The 830-nt window shown below is 46.5% G+C and carries 1 protein-coding gene; it reads right to left on the bottom strand.

Annotated elements, in window-relative coordinates; translation table 11 throughout:
* On the bottom strand, positions 1-572 hold a 572-nt coding region (locus tag B4N75_RS01840), incomplete at its 3' end, for a serine hydrolase (RefSeq protein ID WP_296706464.1).
* Between the last annotated feature and the right edge of the window lie 258 nt (positions 573-830).

The following is an 830-nucleotide window of genomic DNA, read 5'->3' as shown; positions in this document are numbered from 1 at the left end:
GTTGCCTCCGAAAAGCCTGAACATTTCAGCTCTGGAATATATTCAGCCACTTTTTTTGACGGGTCAAGTTTTCCTTCTGCCACAAGAATTGAAGCGATTGTTCCCGTGAACGACTTGCTCACAGACATCGCCGCATGGAGTCCGTCCGGTTTTAATCCTGCCGGGTATTTTTCGTAGACGATTTTTCCCTTGTGCATGACGATGATACCGTCGGTGTAGTTTGCACCAAGCGACTCTTCAAAAGTCATCGCCTTGTCAGAATCCCACGGCGTAAAAGCTACGTTTCCGATTGCCGGGTCAAGCTTTGTCTTTAGCTGGTATTTCTTGCCGCTGCCTGATGAGACATTCCGGGTCGGGAAAAATTCCCTCATGTGGTTCACGCTGTAGCGCAACGCCGGAAACTCAAAGAACGAGCCGTCCGAAGCGTGAAGCGTTTTTTCCTGAGACGGCGGAAATCCTTGCATCCAGCCCATTGAATCAGGCGCGGTCTCTTGCGCGGTCGGATAATTCTGTGAAAACGCCATAATTCCTCCAAAAACGAGAAAACCAAGAATAACAAGAGATTTTTTCATAAAACAGCCTCCAATGTTTTTTTTATTTTAATGCGGACAATAAAGCAGATAGTTCCAATATAATCCCAAAACACGTTTCGGGCAAATTTTATAACGGAAAAAGCATTTTTGCATAAAAACTAAAAATTCCTGGCGTGCCGGCTTCGCCGTCGGGTGTTCCAGCCTTCGCTAACCGCTCATTCCGGCGCAATAAAAATTGCGCCGGAACTCCGGGCTTCCATACCCTCACGCATATAATTTTATGTCATTATCGGGCTT

Source organism: Treponema sp. UBA7570 (assembly GCA_002477955.1).
Lineage (GTDB): Bacteria > Spirochaetota > Spirochaetia > Treponematales > Treponemataceae > Treponema_D.
The sequence above is the reverse complement of the archived record's forward strand: the minus strand, read 5'-3'. Positions and strand labels throughout refer to the sequence as shown.